Genomic DNA, 16,147 nt, shown 5'->3' with positions numbered 1-16,147 from the left:
TATTTAGAAGAACACGAACTCATTTTTTTACCACCTGCCAACATGTTACATAAAGTCTTAAAAGTAAATTCAAACGATAATGTCATCGTTGCACTCCGTGATTTAGCCGCTGGAGAAGTTGTTGATTTTGAGGGCGAAAGCTACGTGTTGCCGTATACCGTTTATGCCAAGCACAAGTTTGTGACCCAAGACTTAGCCATCGGCGACGCCGTCATGATGTATGGTGTGTTGGTGGGTCGTGCTTCGCAACCCATCAAGCGGGGTGAGCCAGTTACTACTTATAATTTAAAGCATGATTCTGAGCCGTACAGCACGGCCAAACGCCAACCCTATAGCTGGACGCCGCCCGATGTAAGCAAGTGGGTAGGCAGAACGTTTAAAGGCTACCGTCGTTCAGATGGTAAGGTGGGGACGTATAATTATTGGTTGGTAATACCGCTGGTATTTTGCGAAAACCGTAATGTGTTAACCCTGAAAGACGCTTTTGAGCGTGAATTGGGCTATGCTCAACCCGATCTTTACCGCGATCAGGTCCGGGAATTTTTGCATTTGTATCAGCATGGTCAAATGGATGTCATCAAAAAGATTGAGCCATTCGCCGGCGTAGCCACTCCCAAGGCAGATGCCTCAACCACAACTAAGCGACCTTTTAAGAATGTAGATGGTATTAAATTCCTTACGCACGAAGGTGGTTGCGGTGGTACACGGCAGGATGCGCATACGTTGTGCTCGTTGTTTGCATCGTATGCAGTTCACCCCAATGTGGCCGGAATTACGGTGTTGAGTTTGGGGTGTCAGAATTCGGAAGAGAAGATTCTGATGGACGAAATTCATAAACGCAGTCCTCATTTTGATAAGCCACTGTACATTTTTGAACAACAGCAGGGTACAGAAGCGCAGATGATGTCGATGGCCATCAAGCAGACTTTCCTGGGGCTGATTAAGGCCGACCAACACGAGCGCGAAGATGTGCCCATTACCGAGCTGGTCGTAGGCTTAAAATGCGGTGGCTCGGATGGTTTCTCTGGCATTTCGGCCAATCCCGTCTTAGGGCAAGTGTCGGATATTCTAGTGGCTTTGGGGGGGAAAACGTTGTTGGCAGAATTTCCTGAACTGCACGGCGTGGAGCAGGAATTGTTAAACCGTTGCGTCACAGAAGAAAAAGCGGCCAAGTTTGAGCGTCTCATGCGGGATTATTCAGGCAAAGCCGATGCGGTCGGCTCGGCGTTTGCGTTCAATCCTTCACCCGGCAACATCAAAGACGGACTCATCACCGACGCCATCAAGTCGGCGGGTGCAGCCAAAAAAGGCGGCTCAGCGCCGATTCAGGACGTAACCAATTATACTGAAATATCTTCCGAAAAAGGCTTGCAACTCGTTTGTACGCCTGGCAATGACGTTGAAGCCACCACTGGTAAAACAGCGGCGGGTGCAACGGTGATTCTGTTTACTACTGGTTTAGGAACGCCGACTGGCAACCCGATTTGCCCCGTCATGAAAGTGGCAACCAACTCTACTTTGGCTCAAAAAATGTCGGATGTGATTGATTTTGACTGCGGTCCAGTGGTGACGGGCGAGCAGACCATTCAACAAAATGCTGATGCGTTGTTAGAAGAAATTATCCAAGTTGCGAGTGGCAAACTTACCCACGCCCAACGCTTGGCACAAGATGATTTTATTCCCTGGAAACGAGGCGTTTCGTTGTAATTCGGTAAAATAGCACAATAGATTCTTAAGAGTCAGTCGGAAATTTTCCGACTGACTCTTTACTTTTGCATTATGTTACAAAAAACAGCCACTCTTTATCGAAATGCGTACGGCGGTATCTCCCGCGAAATCTGGCTTTTGGCCTTTGTGATGTTCATCAATCGGTCGGGTACGATGGTGATTCCTTTCATGAGCGTGTACCTGACACAGGCGCTACATTTCAGTTTGCCCAATGCCGGTTTGGTAGTGAGTTGTGCGGGTGCGGGAGGGATATTGGGGACGTATTTTGGCGGTAAACTGACCGATAAAGTGGGGCACTACTACGTCCAAATGGCAAGTTTGGCATTGGGCGGTTTGATGTTTTTTGTGCTGATGCAAATGCGTACGTTGCCCACTTTGTGTATTTCTACGTTTTGTTTGAGTTTGGTAGGTGAAGCCTTTCGGCCCGCAAATTCTACTTCCATTGCGTTTTACAGCACCCCCGAAAATCGCACACGGGCGTATGCCATCAACCGTTTAGCTATCAATATCGGTTGGGCCATTGGCCCCGCGTTAGGCGGTTTTTTTGCGACGATTGGCTACAAATATTTATTCATTGCCGATGGTATTACCAATATTTCGGCGGCGGTGGTGCTGGCTTTATTGGTTAAAAATCGGGACAAAACCCACGCCGCTGAATACGACAAAGATGCGGTTGTCGTGCCGAAACAATCTGCTTTTCGGGATGGTATTTACATGCGGTTTGTGGTATTTACCATTTTGTTTGCCATCGGGTTTATGCAGTTTTTTAGCATTGTGCCCGTTTTTTGGAAAACTGAACTCCACGTCAACGAATTTTACATTGGTTTACTTCTCGGTTCCAACGGACTGCTGGTAGCGGCGTTTGAAATGATTTTGATTTACTACATTGAGCCGTTGCGTCCTAAACTCACCTTTATCAGTTGGGGTGTACTTTTTTGCGGACTCAGTTATTTACTGTTCATTGTTTTTCAGGGGTTTGTCTGGATTTTGCCCCTTGCGGTCATCACCATCACATTGAGCGAAATGTTGGCCATGCCGTTCATGAACTCTTTTACGATGGAGCGCTCTACGCCCCAAAACAGAGGGCAATATTCGGCATTGTACTCCATGTGCTACGCCATTGCGCAGGTAGCCGCCCCAGTGCTGGGCGGGCAAATTGCCGCTACTTACGGCTATTATGCGCTTTGGGGCGTTATTATTGGGTGTATGCTGGCGGCTTTTGTGGGCTTTCGTTGGGTGCAGACGCTGATTGAACAGGAGAAACAGTAGTGTGGGCGGGTTCTCGAACCCGCTTTTGGCAAGATGAAAGCATCCCTTCGCGCAAGATAAAAAAATGCCGACTCTCTCCAAAGTCGGCATTCATTTGCAAACACTGTTTCACTTCAACCCCTAGATACGAATCACGCTCGTATCCGTTGATTCTTTAATGGCGGTCGGTAGCACTGCCCACAAAATAATGTAAATCATGACGGTAGGAAACCCTGCGGTGAAGAAAAAAGCTAGCACAAACAGGATGCGTACCAGTGCGCGGTCTATCCCGAAATGATGCGCCATTCCAGCTGCCACTCCTCCGATAACTGATTGATTGGTAATGCGATATAATCTGTTTGTTTCCATGGCTATTATAATATTGTTGGTTGTTCTTGGCTGTTTTGATGGGTCAAATGTAGGGGTGTTGGTGAAACTTGCCAACGGGATTATAACCAACGGAAAAGGGGCTTGATGAATGGATATTTTTGAGGATGTTGCTGTTTAGAAAACACGACGGAAGTGAAGTAGGCCTCAGAGATATAGTTTGTTTTTAAGAACTTTATAGAAGGAAAGCAAAAAGACCGTTATTTTTGTTCAATAGACAGTAAGTCAAAACAGACCATACTTTTTTATAGTGTAGAATCTAACCCACTTAACTTTACCTTCGGAGGTCCACAGCCGAGGGAATATGAATCAACATGAGTTACTTTAACATAGATTCCATCAAAGAACGTACCGGTGCGACGAATCGCTTTGATGCCATCGTGATTGGCACGGGTATCAGCGGGGGCTGGGCCGCTAAAGAGCTGACTGGAAGAGGCTTAAGAACGCTGGTTTTGGAACGCGGGCGGGATGTAAAACACATTACAGATTATCCAACTGCGATGAAAAATCCCTGGGAGTTTCCGCATTTAGGGGAGGTTCCGATGGAGTTAAAACAAAAAAGCCCTGCTTCGAGTGGGCACTATATTTTCAAAGAGCCAACGCTGCACTTTGTGGTGAAAGATTTCGAGCACCCTTTTGTGCAAGAGAAGCCTTTTTCGTGGATGCGCGGCTATCAGGTAGGCGGACGCTCGCTTTTGTGGGCGCGGCAAACACAGCGCTGGTCGGACTTTGATTTTGAAGGCCCTGCCCGTGACGGTTTTGCGGTTGATTGGCCCATTCGTTACGCTGATATTGCACCTTGGTACAGCTATGTCGAGAAATTTGCGGGTATTTCGGGCAACAAAGACGGATTGCCTAACCTACCCGACGGGGAGTTTTTGCCCCCGCACGAAATGAGTTGTGTCGAAAAACACTTCAGTCAGCAGGTCGCTAAAAACTATACCGATCGGCACATCATCATCGGCCGTACGGCCAATCTCACTGAACCCAAGCCTATTCACTATCAACAAGGCCGGGCTAAGTGCCAAAATCGGACGCTTTGTGAGCGCGGGTGCCCCTACGGCGGCTACTTTAGTACCAATGCGTCGACGTTGCCTTGGGCCGAAAAAACGGGCAAAATGACCCTAAAAACGCATTCGGTGGTGCACTCAGTGATTTATGACGAGAAAAAAGGAAAGGCAACGGGCGTGCGCGTCATTGATGCCAACACGAAAGAGATGACGGAATACTACGCGAAAATCATTTTCCTGAACGCTTCAGCACTCAATTCTAATCTGATTCTGCTTAATTCTACTTCTAATCGTTTTCCAAACGGTTTTGGCAACGACAGCGGTGTGTTGGGAAAATACATTGGATTCCATAATTACCGTGGTCGAGTTTCTGCCGAGTACGATGGTTTTCACGATACCACCACCGAAGGAAAGCGACCCAACGGTGCTTATTTGCCGCGTTTTAGAAATGTTACAAAACAAGAAACTGACTTTTTGCGGGGCTATGCCGCTTCGATTGGCTCGTCAAAAATGGGTGTTCCGACAGATGGATTCTTTGGGGAGGAACTCAAAGACCAACTTTCCAGACCTTCCGAAGAAGGTTGGAGCATCGGAGCCAATATGATGGGGGAGGTGTTGACCAAAGAAAGCAATCATGTACGCCTCGACCCGAACCTAAAGGATGATTGGGGAATTCCGCAATTGCGGATGTCGGTCGATTTTGATGATAACGATATGAAAATGTTGAAGGATTTTTATGAGCAATTTACCGAAATGTTCACCAAAGCAGGCTTCACCAATATCAAATCGATGGACACGAAGCGGGTGCCAGGCAACGAAAATCACGAAATGGGCGGTATCCGGATGGGCAAAGACCCCAAAACCTCGATGCTGAATAAATGGAATCAGATGCACGCCTGCAAAAATGTATTCGTGACCGACGGCGGTTGTATGACCTCTACTTCGACCCAAAATCCATCCCTGACCTACATGGCCCTGACCGCTCGGGCGGCAGATTATGCCGTGAAGGAAATGCGGAAAGGCAATTTGTAGATAATTTTGAACATCGATAGAGAGGAATCGAAAACATTCTAGTCATTCTTAGCCCCTTGCAAAATCCATTTTTGGACTACTAATAGTTGGCAATCCGTCAATTTTCCAGTGGGGGGCATGGGTGAGTAGCCTTGTTGCGAGCCCATTGTGCCAAAAAGCCGTTGGTTGTCAACGTAAATTTTTACGCTATTATAACTGTCTAATAGTACACTTCCCGATGAAGCACCTGTTTTGTGGCAACCTACACAATAAGTGTCCAACAGGGGTTTCACTGATTTTGAGAAGGTTACATTGGTCGTATCAACGCTTACATTGCAGATCGTTTCCTTCGCGCCTTGTTGAATCCATTTAAGAAACAAGGCGGTTTGGGCTTTGGAGAGCGGTGTAGAAGGGGGCATTCGGTCTTTTCCGGTATCAATCATTACTTGGTATAGCTTGCTGCTGAGGGGCTTACTGATATTGATGCCTTTGCTCGTGATGGTTTTATAGCTCGTTAATTCATACCCGTCTTCCCTACTTTTGGCATCATGGCAGCCGCTGGTGGCGCAATTGCTCACAATTAGCGGAAGGATTTGGGTATTAAAACATACTTGGTCACTCGCCGTCGTGTTTGGAACAATGGTGCAGGTCAGGGTGATGCCCGTGGCAGTATTTGTACTATTTGAGGGATTGGTCGGGCCGGGTGTAGTGTTTGAAGAGGTTTCGGGGGTAGGTTTGTCGTAGAGGCAAGAAATAAATAACCCGACAATGCCAATGAAGAGAAAAAAGTTAAGCGTTTTCATGGCTTTATTTTTTTTGGGTAAAGACAAAATGATTTTTGACGGTCAGCGACTCGGCGATTTTGGCCATCACCAACGTCGGGATTTCTATTTTATGGTCAGCAAGTTTTACGTCGAAGTTACCGACAAAGGTTAATTGCTCTTTTCCAACCGTTAGTTTCCCCTTAATGACTCGTTCTTGTTTTACCCCGTGCATCTCTAAAATGCCCTTGGCAGATACATCATATACCCCTTCTTTTTTGAAATCAATCACTTCTTGTATCTTTCCTTTAAACGTCGAATTGGGATATTTTTCAGATTCCATGTAGTTTTCATTGAAGTGCTCTTCCATGAGTTTATTGGGAAAGTGAAACGCTACATTCTGAATTCTCACGGCCACTTCCGAGGTCGAAGTGTTGATAATTGCCGCCACTTGTTTATTGAGAGCAGAGATGTTTTCTAAAGGGGTTTCGGAGAAAAAACTCGTTTCGCCCCCCTGCGTAATAAACAACTGAGATTTTGCCTGAAAAGAAATGAAGTATATGATAATCAAAGGAATAACCAATCGTGCTTTCATGATTGTTTGATTTTTGGAATGAAATTATTTGTGAGTTTTCTTGGCGCTTTTATCAAAACTGAAGACCCTCGATACATTGAATCCGTAGAAGATATCACCGTTTTGCCACATTCCTTCGGTTTGACCGATGAGGTATTTTTCGGTCATTCCCTTGGAGTTGGTAAAATGGAGTTGGAATACGTGGCCGCCCGTTTCGATGTCGAAGCCGATGGAAAGGGCATTTTTAAACTGTGGATCACGTAGGGAGATTTCATCTGCGGAGGTAGGAGTGTAGTAATATTCAATGTTAAACGACGTACGGCGCGTCAATTTGAAGCGGCCGCCCATGCCCAAGCTATACAAAGTATTGGCGTCATTTTCGGTTTCTACTTTGTTGCGGTGCAGTATCGAAGGAGAAAGCTGTAGCGAAACCCGCTCCCCAAATTTTCGGGCAATCAACAACTGCCCACAATAAGTTTGGCGTTCTAAATTGTTAAAAAAACGGGCATTGGGCTGAGAGGGCATGGTATTGGTGTAGGCCGCGGCCAACAATGCCACTGTGACCGGCATTACTTTGGCTCCTGAGGCTTGCCGCAACAGTTTGTACTTAGCATAATAATCGTAGGTTTTTTGGTAGCTGTTACGCCCTACGCCTACGGTGAGGCGGTCAGTAAGACCAAATTCAAATCCTAACCGAATTTGAGATTGATCCAGACCAAACAACTCTTGATACCCCGAATTCAATGCACCGAATCGGTGTGAGATTCTGAAGTCAAGGTGCTTAGCCGCGACGGTTTCTATCGAATGCCCCGATACGATACGACTTGACTTGAACGTAGCCGAGGCATAGTTTACAACCGGCTTTTGAATTTTATTGAGTTCGTCCAACAAATCGTCTTGGGCGTGTGCAACAATCGTAATCAAGCTGATCAGTAGAAGAAGTGAGTATTTTTTCATTTTATGGCGTTAAAGAAGTGTCAGACTGAATGCCTGCATGATAGTTAAGCGGCTTTTACCGTAAGTGTGGTGCCATTGAGTGAGGTGGTATAAACTGTCAGCCCCTTTTTACCTTCGGTGTTCAGTCCTTTTCCTGCGTTGTCGAAACGGGCTCCGTGAGCAGTGCAATAAAACTCCCCTGACCTATAAGTGATTTCGCGCCTTTGTTCGTGGCTACAGATGAGCGTTACGGCTACGTAAGTGTTGGTAGCAGTACGAGCTACCACTACATTTTGGGCAGAAAGTACCACATAACCATTATTGGCTTTGAGGGCAGCGTATTTACTGTCGCTTAGGTCAAGTATAATGTCGGCCGCTAGGGGAGTTACTGCGGAATCATTTTGGCAACTTGTCAGGCTATTTCCACCACAATAGACAGCCATGAGGGCGGCCCCTTTTAATCCTAAATTCTTCAAAAATGCATTGCGGTTGATTTTTTCTTGGTTAATCATTTTAAAATTCTGGTTACGTGGGATTGCATGTTTTCGTCAGTAAGAGCGTAATTTTGAATAAAAGGTGGGGTGACCCACAAAAAAAAGTGCCGAACATTGTTGGTCGGCACTTTTAAAAGATGGTAATTTCTTATTTTTTCATTTGATATTTTAGCCCAAAATGGCATCCAAATCCGCCCACAAACGTCCGGAGAGGCAAATTTTGAACCATACTTTGCATATTAGTTTGATAGTAGGGTTCTCCAAATAGACTCCAATGTTGGCCATAACGTATTTCTGCTCCTAACCCCACATTCAACCCAACATTTGCGCTTGTATTTTGGAAATGGGTGAGTGTTGTATAAAAATCATGTCCGTCTGGTTCATAAATTTCTACTTTCATTTGCTGCTTTGTTGGAGTGGCCCAATAGCCACCTACAATGGTATAGAGTTTTAAAACGGTGTTTCTTTGCTCAAACCAGTGCAGCTTCTGACGGTAAAAATCATAACTGAACGCCAACGGAATGCGTAAAAATTGCACAAAATTATCTTCGTCACTTTCAAGCACTACTCTACTGCCTACCGCTGGGTTGGAAGTATAGAAATCTCCGGGGATTTGTGCAATGCCAAAGACCGTTTTTTTGAAAAATGTGGGCTGACCGTTTATATTCTGAGCAATCAAGGTTTCTTTATTGAGCCCTGAATGTTCAAAGCGGATGGTTTGGTGTTCTAGCCCCGTCAACAGGCTTAGATTGTCGGATAGTTTAATACCAACACGTATACCTGCTACTTGGGTGCCTGTAATACTTTCGTGACCAAACTCAAAAGCATCAATATTGTCTCTTCTTAGATTAAGTTTATTGAGCTCTGGGGCATAATAAGCCGATAACGAAAGCCGCTCGCTGAAAGGCTGACGAGGTTTTCTAGGTTTTGCATTGGTTGGATTTTTAGATTTATAGTGAATCTTGGGAATGTGTAAGTGGGGGGATGTTGAATAATTCAAGGGCTCTAAAAGGCTAAGATTTAATAAGCTGGTTTCGACTTCGTTTAAGGGCTCGGGGGGGGCGTTAAGGCCACCTGCAGAAGGTACGCTATTTCCAATTAGAGTTTTGTTCTCTGTTAAATTTTGACCGTAAGATTCAACATTGCCAGCCTGTTTTCGTCGACTTAGATTTGGGGTGAGGGCTTGGTTATTGAAAATGCTGCGTTTACGGTTGCCAGACCGATTATTTTCAACAATATCTTTTGAATCGAATGACTTATTTTTATGAATTCCGATTTTAGGATGTAAAGTAGCGGTTTTTTCATTCGGTAGGGTTTCAGAGTTTTTGTTGGCTTTAGGTTGATTATCAGGTTCTTCATAGTCATTTTGAGCTAAATCAGGGCCGTCGTCGATGGATTCAGGAATGGGCACCCGAATGTAAACCCGCTCCGTTCGAGTGATATAAACGGTGTCGATCTGTTTGACTTTTAGTATCTGCTGAACAACCGGCTCTGTCCGTACGGGGGCGTTTCCTTTCAGCAATACATACCCAGTACTGCCCAACAGCATCATCACTATGCCCAAGGCTGCTTTAAGCCAGCCATTTTCTGTTTTGAGTCGGCCCAACTGCATTTGGAGCACATTGGCCCGCATGGTATCCAGGTTGGCTGTGGGTGGTTCGAACGACATCCGTTCAATCATCGAACGAAAGGTTTCGTCTAGTTTGTGTGGTTCTTGCTCGCTCATATCGAACGGGTTTTAGCTTCTTTGTTCATCGTCAAAATCTTCTTCTGTAGCAGTCGGCGGGCATCTTGCAAGTTGGATTTAGAGGTGCCTTCGCCAATACCCAATTGCTTGGCGATTTCCTGGTGTTTGAATCCCTCAAAAACGTATAAGTTGAACACCATACGATAGGACGGGGGCAAGCTTTGTACCAAAAGTAATAATTCGTCGGCTGAAAGCTGGCTTTCAATATCTTCGTCGGCAATGGGTTGGGAATGGTCGTTCAACAGCGAAATGTCGTCCAATTGATGATGTAGCTTGACCATTTTTTTATAATGTTCAAGTGAAACATTGACCATAATGCGTCGTATCCAACCTTCAAACGACCCCTCATTGCGGAAGCGGTGCAGTTCCTGAAAAACTTTCATAAACCCTTCTTGCAAAAGGTCTTTGGCGTCTTCATAATCACTCACATACCGTTTGCATACCACCATCATTTTGGGGGCATACTGTTGATAGAGGCGTTCATAAGCAAATGATTCTCCCCTCAAACAGGCTTTTATGAGCTGACTTTCCGGCAAAATACTATAAAGTTTAGTGATAAATCATATGAACATATCATCTATTCGGAGAATCTTATTTTTATCATGAGAGTCAATATTTAGGAATGAATATTGTTCTCAATCCGCCTATTTCACACAAGATGACAAAAGACTCAAAAGAGTGGGGTGATCCATAAAATATAGTTGGATTTTGCACAAATCTGTGCAAAATCCAACGGACAGTAGGTCGGATTTAATTACTCCTCCGACTTATTTTTAAGGCTCATCAACAACGCATATGCCCCTTTTACTACAAAGGATTGATTGGATTTGTCGGGATTAAGTAGCTCCGTAAAGCCGTTTTCGGTGTTGCCGATTTGTACTTCTTTCATCTCAAATTCATTGGAGGCTTTCTTGATAAAAGCATAGTGCTTGCCCTCGTAGCGCACAATGGCGTCTTCGGGCAATACGTAGGCACTGTTGTTTTTGATTTCCACTTCGGCGTTCATGTATGTACCCGGAATGAGGGCCTTATCGTAGTTTTTGAAATGGCACTGAACCTCGCTCACGCGGTCGGCGGTGAGGTCTTTTCCAATCATGATGATTTCCGAAACATACCTTTTGTCGGGGCGGTTGTTGGTAAACGTCATGATTTTTTGACCAATAAAAAGTTTATCTACGTCTTTTTCAAACACCTTCAAGGCCAAGTGAATATCGGTCGGATTGATGAGCTCAAACATTACTTCGGTGGGCGAGACGTACTTTCCGATGTTGCTGTTGATTTTGGACACGTACCCGCTGATGGGCGAATAAATGTTAATGGTGCGAGAAATATTGTTTTCCCCCAGCTTTTCGGGGTTAATCCCCGCCAATTTCAATTTTTCGGCCAAGGCACTCAACAATACCCGCTGCCCTCTAAATTCCGCTTCCGACTGCTGATAGACCTTGTCACTGCTCGCTTTGCTTTGGTTGAGGTCTTTTTGGCGCAGGTACTCGTTTTCTAAGAAATTGATTTTGGATTTGGCCGTCAAATAATCCTGCTGCAACTGAATGTATTGCTGGTCTTCAATCACGGCCAAAAGTTGCCCTTTGCGCACGTTCATTCCCACCAGCAAGTCCGTGTTTTTCAGATAACCACCCATCGGTACGCTGATGGAAACCACGTTTTGGGGCGGTACTTCTATTTTTCCGTTGACTTTCAGCACCGACGAAATCTGCTTTTGCTCCAAACTTCCCGTCACGATTCCTGCGTTTTTGATTTGAATTTCGGTAAGTTGGATGATGTTTTCGTTGGCTGGTGCGGTGGTGGTTTGTTCTTCGGTTGTTTTGCTTCCGCAGGCGGTCAATAAGCCAACTAATGCGCTGAATATGAGTGTATTTTTCATGGTGATTGTCTATTTGTTGTTGAAATAATTGAGTTGGATAACGGCCTCATTCAGGTTCCGAACGGCTTCTACGTAGTCGTTTCGGACCGTCGTGGCCTGATTCACCAATTGTACCCATTCGAGGTAATTGATGTTTCCCGCAAAGAGTTGTTGGTTGGCCGTGTTCGTAATCAAACGGGCGTTAGCCAAGGCCGTATTTTCAAAATAAGCGACCGTTTGCGCGAATTTATCATACTGATTTTGAGCTGTTTTGTACTCAATATCCAATGACTGCAAACCCACTGAATAATTGCTTTCAGCCACGAGTTGAAGCACTTTGGCGCTGTTGATTTGGGCTTTTTGTGCTGCCGTAAAAATGGGAATCCCAACGCCCAACTGCACCGACTGGAATCGGTGAATGCCCGAATAAGTTTTATTGTCTGCCCCCACGCCCCGAATACTGCCGTTGTTGTACATTACCGAAAGATTGGGAAGTAATCGTGCTTTTTCGACCTCAACAGAAGCAGCCGCAATGGCTTGCTGTTGTTTCAGCAATTGCATAAACGGGTGCTCGTTCAACGACAACTCAGTAGCCGTTCTTGCGAGTTTGAAATTGTTAGCAGAAGGGGTAAAAGGGGTGGATGTATTAAGCAATAACTGAAACTGCAACTGCATCATGTCAATGTCCTGCAAAAGCTGATTGAGTTGCGTCGTGATTTGTCCCAACTGGGTTTCGGCAGTGGCTTTTTCCAGCACATTGCTTTCACCTTTCGACAAACGCAATTCGGCCCTTTTGAAAAAATCGGTGTAAAGCGTATCGGCAAATTGCAGCAATTGCCGCTTTTGTTGCAGGTACAGCAAGCCGTAAAAAACCTGCGTCACCTGTTTTTTCAACAAAACTTCCCGTACGTTGACCGCCAAAAGACTTCGTTTCCATTCCTCATTCAACAGATTTTTTTGGGTGTTATAAACTTTCGGAAAACTGAACGCCTGCCCGATGCCGATTTTTGAGTCAACATACGCACTGTTGATTTGCCCGATTTCGGCGGTTGCATTGGCCTGCGGCAAATTCTTGGCCGTTTTTATCAATGCCTGTTGGTAGGTAGAAATAAGCTTTTCGTTTTTTACCGATAAGTTGTTTTTCAGCGCTGTATCAATGGCTGCCTGCAAGGTAATGGGCGTTTGGGCTTGAGTATGTTTGCCCCAAAGTGATAATCCTAAAACCAGAAGTGTTGCGGCCGGTGTTATTTTAGGAGGTTTTACCCCCACTTTTTCAAACACCATGTATAAAACGGGCAGTACAAACAGCGTCAAAAATGTGGCAATCAACAGCCCGCCAATCACGACCGTAGCCAATGGACGTTGCACTTCGGCCCCCGCGCCGTTGCTGAGGGCCATCGGCAAAAAGCCTAAAGAGGCCACAAAAGCCGTCATCAAAACGGGGCGAAGGCGTACTTTGGTGCCGTTCAGAATAATGCTTCTTGTATCATCCAATCCGCTCGCTTTGAGACGGTTAAATTCCGCAATCAGCACGATACCATTCAATACTGCCACGCCAAATAGCGCGATGAATCCTACGCCTGCGCTGATGCTGAACGGCATCCCACGCATGGCCAAAAACAAAATACCGCCGATGGCCGACAGCGGAATGGCCGAGTAAATCAGCAAACCTTGTTTGACCGAATTGAAGGCAAAAAACAGCAGTAAAAATATCAGAATCAGCGACACGGGTACGGCAATCATCAGGCGTTCTTTGGCCGCATTAAGGTTTTCAAATGCCCCGCCGTAGGTCACATAATAGCCCGCAGGAAAGCGAATTTGCTTTTCTACTTTAGCCTGCAATTCAGTCACAATCGTCTGTACATCGCGGCCACGAACGTTGAAGCCTACCACAATTCTACGTTTGGCATCTTCGCGCTGTATTTGGTTTGGTCCTTCTTTGATTTGAACGTCGGCCAGTTGATACAGTGGAACTTGCGTTCCCTGTGGTGTGGGAATCAGCAGATTTTGAACGGCAGTCACGTCCTTTTTTTGCTCACCGCCAAGGCGTACAACCAAATCGAAGCGCTTTTCGCCTTCGAACACCATTCCACTACTTTGCCCCGCAAAAGCCGTATTTACCACCCGATTGATGTCTGCGATGTTGAGATTGTATTGGGCAATGGCATTTCTGTTGTACTGAATAATGATTTGCGGCATTCCCGATACCGCCTCCACGTAAAGGTTTTTTGCCCCTTCCACGGTGTTGATGAGACCGCCCAATTGATGAGCATAAGCCGCCAAGGTATCCAAATCTTCCCCAAAAATCTTACAAACCACATCCTGCCGCGCCCCCGTCATCAGTTCGTTGAAACGCATCTGCACCGGATACTGAAAACCAGCCGTCACGCCGGGGATTTCGGCCAAGGCCATTCCCATTTTTTCGGCCAATTCGTTAAATGTTTTTGCCGAAGTCCATTCGCTTTTGTCCTTCAAAATCACCATCATATCGCTGGCTTCCATGGGCATGGGGTCGGTGGGAACTTCTCCGCTGCCTATTTTGGTCACCACTTTTTCCACTTCGGGAAAACGACTTTTGAGAATATGGGCGGCTTTTTGGGTATTGGCAATGGTTGTGGTTAAGTTGCTTCCCGTCAATACCCTCGTGTCAACGGCAAAGTCGCCTTCTTCGAGGGCTGGAATGAACTCGCCACCCAAGGTCGAAAACACAAAAAGAGCCAAAACAAAAAGGGAAATGGTAGCGATTAAGACCGTTTTAGGAAAACTAACGACTTTGTTCAACGCATTTTGGTAGGCATTTTCTACTTTAGCCATGAGTCGGTCCGAGAAGTTGAGGTCGTGTTTTATTTTTTTACTCAAAAACACCGCACTCATCATCGGAATGTAGGTCAGTGATAATATAAACGCCCCCAACAACGCAAACGCCACCGTCTGCGCCATGGGTTTGAACATTTTGCCTTCGATGCCCTGCAAGGTAAAAATAGGCAGATACACCACCAAAATGATGATTTGACCAAATACGGCGCTGTTCATCATCTTACCCGCTGATTGATTTACCTCAGCATCCATCTGCGGCTGACTGAGTTGCGACACCCCGCTAAATTTCTTATTGTGAGAGAGTTGGTGCATGACGGCTTCGACAATAATCACCGCCCCGTCCACAATCAACCCAAAATCCAGCGCTCCCAAACTCATCAAGTTGCCGCTGACGCCGAAGAGATTCATCATAATGATGGCAAACAGCATCGCCAACGGAATCACTGATGCCACCAAAAGCCCTGCTCGGAAATTTCCCAGAAACAGCACCAACACAAAAATGACAATCAACGCCCCTTCTAAGAGGTTTTTCTCAACCGTTCCAATGGCGTTGTTTACCATTTTGGTTCTGTCCAAAAACGGTTCAATGACCACGCCTTCGGGCAGGGTTTTCTGAATTTGGGCAATGCGTTCCTTCACCAATTTAATCACCTCGCTGCTGTTGGCACCTTTCAACATCATTACCACGGCACCCGCTACTTCGCCTTGGTCGTTGTAAGTCATAGCCCCAAAACGAGTGGCAAAGCCGATTTTTACGTCGGCTACGTCGCCGATGAACAGGGGCGTGCCACCGCTGAGGCTTTTGATGGAGATGTTTTTGATGTCGTCCATGCCACCCACCAAGCCTTCGCTGCGGATGTACAAAACGGTGGAAGCTTTTTCGATGTACGAGCCGCCCGTGTTTTGGTTGTTGTTTTCGAGGGCTTTAAAAACGTCGTTGATGGTGATGTTGTTGGCCTGTAATTTGGCGGGGTCCACTTCGATGGAATACTGTTTGAGTTTTCCCCCAAAACTGCTTACTTCGGCCACGCCTTTGACGCCCAACAATTGTCGTCGCACAATCCAATCCTGAATAGTACGCAGGTCGGTTTCGTTGTATTTTCCTTCGTAGCCGTCTTTGGGACGCACCACGTACTGATAAATTTCGCCCAAACCCGTTGTAACAGGGCCCAATTCAGGCACACCAACTCCCTGTGGAATAACGGATTGCACTTTTTGCAAACGTTCCGCTACCTGTTGGCGTGCCCAGTAAATATCAGTTGCGTCGTCAAATACGATGGTCACGAGCGATAACCCAAATCGGGAAAAGCTTCGGATTTCGTGCATTCCCGATATGTTGCTGTTGGCTTGCTCAATGGGAAACGTAACGAGACGTTCTATGTCGGTCGCCCCAAAAGACGGAGCAATGGTAATGACCTGAACCTGATTGTTGGTAATGTCGGGAACGGCGTCAATGGGCAGTTTGGTAACTTCGTAGGTACCATAGCCAAGGAGCGCAATGACAAACAGCCCGACGATGAGTTTATTCCTGACGGAAAACTCAATGATTGAATTTAGCATGAAAATAGAATTT

Annotated in this window: 12 protein-coding genes; 3 read left to right on the top strand and 9 right to left on the bottom strand. The window is 45.9% G+C overall.

Annotated elements, in window-relative coordinates:
* Nucleotides 1-42: 42 nt before the first annotated feature.
* Both DR864_RS11185 and DR864_RS11180 read left to right on the top strand, forming a co-directional pair.
* The gene (locus tag DR864_RS11185) at nucleotides 43-1,707 is read left to right on the top strand and encodes a UxaA family hydrolase (RefSeq protein WP_114067051.1); all 1,665 of its coding nucleotides are present in this window, start codon (nucleotides 43-45) and stop codon (nucleotides 1,705-1,707) included.
* Between the two features lie 72 nt (nucleotides 1,708-1,779).
* The gene (locus DR864_RS11180; RefSeq protein WP_114067050.1) at nucleotides 1,780-2,997 is read left to right on the top strand and encodes an MDR family MFS transporter; all 1,218 of its coding nucleotides are present in this window, start codon (nucleotides 1,780-1,782) and stop codon (nucleotides 2,995-2,997) included.
* 120 nt (nucleotides 2,998-3,117) lie between these two features.
* On the opposite strand, the gene DR864_RS11175 is transcribed toward DR864_RS11180, so the two are convergent.
* On the bottom strand, nucleotides 3,118-3,345 hold the full coding sequence (locus tag DR864_RS11175) for a PspC domain-containing protein (RefSeq protein WP_114067049.1): 228 nt from the start codon (nucleotides 3,343-3,345) through the stop codon (nucleotides 3,118-3,120).
* 332 nt (nucleotides 3,346-3,677) lie between these two features.
* Here DR864_RS11175 and DR864_RS11170 point away from each other — a divergent pair, with 332 nt between their 5' ends.
* Complete coding sequence (locus DR864_RS11170; protein WP_114067048.1) at nucleotides 3,678-5,405, top strand: GMC oxidoreductase; 1,728 nt, start codon at nucleotides 3,678-3,680, stop codon at nucleotides 5,403-5,405.
* Between the two features lie 38 nt (nucleotides 5,406-5,443).
* Here DR864_RS11170 and DR864_RS11165 read toward each other — a convergent pair whose 3' ends face one another.
* The 8 genes from DR864_RS11165 to DR864_RS11130 form a co-directional block, all read right to left on the bottom strand.
* Nucleotides 5,444-6,187, bottom strand: coding sequence for a hypothetical protein (locus tag DR864_RS11165; protein WP_114067047.1), 744 nt, complete (start codon nucleotides 6,185-6,187; stop codon nucleotides 5,444-5,446).
* Nucleotides 6,188-6,191: 4 nt separating this feature from the next.
* Nucleotides 6,192-6,740: a YceI family protein gene (locus DR864_RS11160; RefSeq protein WP_114067046.1), complete on the bottom strand. Its 549-nt coding sequence runs from the start codon at nucleotides 6,738-6,740 to the stop codon at nucleotides 6,192-6,194.
* A 24-nt stretch (nucleotides 6,741-6,764) separates the two neighbouring features.
* Nucleotides 6,765-7,676 carry a DUF5777 family beta-barrel protein gene (locus tag DR864_RS11155; RefSeq protein WP_114067045.1) on the bottom strand — a complete coding sequence of 304 codons (912 nt, stop codon included), beginning with the start codon at nucleotides 7,674-7,676 and terminating at the stop codon, nucleotides 6,765-6,767.
* A gap of 44 nt (nucleotides 7,677-7,720) precedes the next feature.
* Nucleotides 7,721-8,167, bottom strand: a complete 447-nt coding sequence (locus tag DR864_RS11150; protein WP_114067044.1) for a QcrA and Rieske domain-containing protein — start codon at nucleotides 8,165-8,167, stop codon at nucleotides 7,721-7,723.
* A 130-nt stretch (nucleotides 8,168-8,297) separates the two neighbouring features.
* Complete coding sequence (locus DR864_RS11145) at nucleotides 8,298-9,875, bottom strand: putative outer membrane beta-barrel protein (RefSeq protein WP_114067043.1); 1,578 nt, start codon at nucleotides 9,873-9,875, stop codon at nucleotides 8,298-8,300.
* Nucleotides 9,872-10,432 (bottom strand): RNA polymerase sigma factor, encoded by a 561-nt coding sequence (locus DR864_RS11140; RefSeq protein WP_205319235.1) that lies wholly within the window; start codon nucleotides 10,430-10,432, stop codon nucleotides 9,872-9,874. Before DR864_RS11140 ends, DR864_RS11145 begins: the two co-directional genes overlap by 4 nt.
* A gap of 218 nt (nucleotides 10,433-10,650) precedes the next feature.
* The gene (locus DR864_RS11135) at nucleotides 10,651-11,778 is read right to left on the bottom strand and encodes an efflux RND transporter periplasmic adaptor subunit (RefSeq protein WP_114067042.1); all 1,128 of its coding nucleotides are present in this window, start codon (nucleotides 11,776-11,778) and stop codon (nucleotides 10,651-10,653) included.
* A 9-nt stretch (nucleotides 11,779-11,787) separates the two neighbouring features.
* Nucleotides 11,788-16,134 carry a CusA/CzcA family heavy metal efflux RND transporter gene (locus tag DR864_RS11130; protein WP_114067041.1) on the bottom strand — a complete coding sequence of 1,449 codons (4,347 nt, stop codon included), beginning with the start codon at nucleotides 16,132-16,134 and terminating at the stop codon, nucleotides 11,788-11,790.
* Nucleotides 16,135-16,147 lie beyond the last annotated feature (13 nt).

Origin of the sequence: Runella rosea (assembly GCF_003325355.1) — a bacterium.
Taxonomy (GTDB): domain Bacteria; phylum Bacteroidota; class Bacteroidia; order Cytophagales; family Spirosomataceae; genus Runella; species Runella rosea.
Note: the sequence above shows the minus strand (reverse complement) of the source record. Positions and strands in the feature narration are given on the sequence as shown.

Excerpts from the sequence above, each read along its gene's own strand:
- DR864_RS11185 (WP_114067051.1), top strand. The coding sequence starts at position 43 with ATGTTACATAAAGTCTTAAAAGTAAATTCAAACGATAATGTCATCGTT.
- DR864_RS11180 (WP_114067050.1), top strand. The coding sequence starts at position 1,780 with ATGTTACAAAAAACAGCCACTCTTTATCGAAATGCGTACGGCGGTATC.
- DR864_RS11175 (WP_114067049.1), bottom strand. The coding sequence starts at position 3,345 with ATGGAAACAAACAGATTATATCGCATTACCAATCAATCAGTTATCGGA.
- DR864_RS11170 (WP_114067048.1), top strand. The coding sequence starts at position 3,678 with ATGAGTTACTTTAACATAGATTCCATCAAAGAACGTACCGGTGCGACG.
- DR864_RS11165 (WP_114067047.1), bottom strand. The coding sequence starts at position 6,187 with ATGAAAACGCTTAACTTTTTTCTCTTCATTGGCATTGTCGGGTTATTT.
- DR864_RS11160 (WP_114067046.1), bottom strand. The coding sequence starts at position 6,740 with ATGAAAGCACGATTGGTTATTCCTTTGATTATCATATACTTCATTTCT.
- DR864_RS11155 (WP_114067045.1), bottom strand. The coding sequence starts at position 7,676 with ATGAAAAAATACTCACTTCTTCTACTGATCAGCTTGATTACGATTGTT.
- DR864_RS11150 (WP_114067044.1), bottom strand. The coding sequence starts at position 8,167 with ATGATTAACCAAGAAAAAATCAACCGCAATGCATTTTTGAAGAATTTA.
- DR864_RS11145 (WP_114067043.1), bottom strand. The coding sequence starts at position 9,875 with ATGAGCGAGCAAGAACCACACAAACTAGACGAAACCTTTCGTTCGATG.
- DR864_RS11135 (WP_114067042.1), bottom strand. The coding sequence starts at position 11,778 with ATGAAAAATACACTCATATTCAGCGCATTAGTTGGCTTATTGACCGCC.
- DR864_RS11130 (WP_114067041.1), bottom strand. The coding sequence starts at position 16,134 with ATGCTAAATTCAATCATTGAGTTTTCCGTCAGGAATAAACTCATCGTC.